We start from the raw sequence: 451 nt of genomic DNA on the forward strand, positions 1-451 counted from the left end.
CCGCCGTGACCGTCTTGGTGTCGCCGGCATCCGGATCGGTATCGTTGGTCAGCACATTACCGCTGGCAACCACGCCACCCGGCAACCACGCCACCCGAACCATTGGCCGCACCGCCCTTCTCGGTCGCATCCCCCGCATCGGCAACCGCCGTCGGCGTCGCGTTGGAGACCGACGCCGGGCGGAAGACMACGTCGGCCCAATAGTTGGCGGCGCTGTAAGTGGCATTTGGGAAAATGCCTGCGGCGGCGGATCCGCCATAGCGGTAGACCCCGTTGCCACTCGCTGACGCCGTCAGCGGGCCACTGGTGACGGCGGTCGTATAGAAATTGTTGGTCGCCACGTAGGCGCCGGTCGTGTGGTAGGAGGCAACATAGGTAGTGTTGGCTGTGATGGTGACGGGCGTTGCGAAGTTTACCGTCTGCCAGCCGCTTGCCGTGGTGGTGGTGAAGG

At 64.9% G+C, this 451-nt stretch carries 1 pseudogene; it reads right to left on the reverse strand.

The annotated features are described in order from the left end of the window. Positions 1-451 (reverse strand): annotated as a pseudogene (locus AC1DNW_RS35480) (DUF4082 domain-containing protein); the annotation flags it as partial.

This window comes from Rhizobium sp. 05L429, assembly GCF_056397645.1.